At 64.4% G+C, this 2,438-nt stretch carries 1 protein-coding gene; it reads left to right on the forward strand.

Annotated elements, in window-relative coordinates; all coding sequences use genetic code 11:
- On the forward strand, positions 1 to 2,438 hold a 2,438-nt coding region (locus tag A2J03_RS22345; protein WP_156520533.1), incomplete at both ends, for a non-ribosomal peptide synthetase.

A 2,438-nucleotide genomic window follows, 5' to 3' on the forward strand; every position in this document is an offset into this window, starting at 1 on the left:
AGATCGCGTACTGGCAGGAGCAGCTGGGCGGAGTCGCTCCCGTGATCGACTTGCCTACCGACCGTCGGCGTCCCGAACAGCAGTCGTTCGTCGGCGCGGCAGTGCGGTCGATGCTCCCTGGCGATGTCCATCGAGGCTTGACGACTGTTGCGCACGAGCACGGTGCCTCGCTGTTCATGGTGGTTCACACTGCCCTGGCGGCGTTGCTGAGTCGCATGAGCGGCTCCGGCGACATCGTCGTCGGCACACCTATCGCGGGGCGCGGGGACGAAGCGCTCGATGGGCTCATCGGCATGTTCGTCAACACTCTCGTGCTCAGGACCAGGATGGACCCGTCCGCCAGCTTCGTCGACTCGCTTGCCGACGTCCGTGAAGTGGACCTCGCTGCGTTCGCGAACTCCGACGTTCCCTTCGAGCGGGTCGTCGAAGCGATCAATCCGCCGCGGTCCTCTGCGTACAGTCCGCTGTTCCAGGTCGGCTTCTCGTTCCAGAACATCGCACACAAAGACCTCGAGCTGCCGGATTTGGCTGTCCGACCCGTCGAGTTCGAGTCGAACGTCGCCAAGTCCGATCTGCATTTCACCATCACAGAACGTGCCGACCGCGGTGGTGATGCCGCGTTCGGGATCGAGCTGTCCTACGCGACAGATCTTTTCGACGAGACGACGGCGCAGTCGATGCTCGATCGTTTCGTACGGGTTCTCGGCTGCGTCGTCGACGATGCAGACGTGCGCATCGGCGACATCGATCTGATGAGTGCTGCCGAGCAGCGCTCGATGGTGCACTCCGCAGATCGGACGTCACATCCGGTCAGTGAGTCCGCGACCCTCGCCTCATTGTTCGAAGCACGGGTGTCCGACACGCCGAACAGCGAAGCCGTCGTCGCAGACGGTCAACGGTTGACCTTCCGGCAATTCGACTCCCGGGTCAATAGGGTTGCGCGCTACCTGATCTCGCGCGGAGTCGGGCCGGAGTCGGCGGTCGCGCTGTCGATCCCGCGTGGACTCGATTTACTGGTGACGATGTACGCGGTCGTCAAGACCGGTGCCGCGTACGTTCCCATCGACAGTGGTAATCCTGCGGACCGCAACGCATACGTGATCGACACGGCCGAGCCCGTGTTGGTCGTCACCGGCCCCGGGGACTCCGCAGGCTGGCAGACCACGGCGCCGACGGTGGCGGTGGACGAGATGGATCTTGCCGGATTGTCCGATGAACCACTGGACGACTCCGAGCGGATCGCGCCGCTGCGACCGGACAATACTGCCTACGTCATCTTCACCTCCGGCTCGACCGGCAGGCCCAAGGGTGTGGCGGTCTCACACCGCGCGATCGTCAATCAAGTGGAGTGGTTGCGTACCACCTTCGGGACTGGGAGCGGCGACAAGGTTCTGGTTCACACGGCAGTGACGTTCGATCTGTCCGTGTGGGAGTACTGGGGTGCGTTGCTCGCAGGCAGTACAGCGGTGATCGCGGAGCCACGCCTGCACGCGGATCCGGCGTACCTCCTCGAAGTTGTCAGTGCCGAGGGCGTGACGACTCTCGGTCTCGTGCCGACAATGCTGAACGCGCTGCTGACTCACTCGTCCGGGGTGCTTCCTTCGTCGATCCAGCGGGTGTATTCGATCGGTGAAGAGCTCCCGGCCGGTCTCGCACAGTGGTTCCGGCGCTGCAACGCCGGAAAGCTCGTGAATCTGTACGGGCCGACCGAGGCAGCAGTGTCGGTGACTCAGCACGAGGTGGGGAACACGGACAGGTCTGTCGTGCCCGTCGGGGCGCCCGCGTGGAATACCGGATGCCTCGTGCTGGACGACAGAATGAACCTCGTTCCGGCGGGTGTCGGCGGCAATCTGTACCTCACCGGGGTTCAACTCGCGCGCGGGTACACCTCACGTACGGCCTTGACGGCCGAGCGGTTCGTCGCCGATCCCTTCGGCCGCAGCGGCACACGCATGTATCGAACCGGAGACCTCGCTCGGTGGAATCGCGACGGCGAACTCGAGTACCTCGGCCGTACGGACGAGCAAGTCAAGGTTCGCGGCTATCGCATCGAGTTGGGCGAAGTCGAATCCGCTCTCCGCACGCACAGCGACCTCACCGACGTAGCCGTCGTGGCGCGCGAGGACGGAGAGCTCGGCCACCGGTTGGTGGCCTACGTAGTTCCGTCCGACGGTCGGACGGTCGATCGAACCGCGCTGCAGTCGTATCTATCGGGCGAACTACCGTCCTACATGATCCCCGCTGCGTTCGTCGTTCTGGACGGCCTTCCCCTGAATTCCAGCGGCAAGGTGGACCGTCGAGCTCTGCCCGCCCCGGTGTTCGACAAGGTGCAGTACCGTGCGCCGAGCACGGAGACCGAGGCGCTGGTGGTGCGGGTGTTCGCCGACACTCTCGACGCCGGACGAGTGGGTGTCGACGACGACTTCTTCGATCTCGGT

The sequence above is a fragment of the Rhodococcus sp. EPR-157 genome, assembly GCF_001647195.1.
In the GTDB taxonomy this organism is placed as follows: domain Bacteria; phylum Actinomycetota; class Actinomycetes; order Mycobacteriales; family Mycobacteriaceae; genus Rhodococcoides.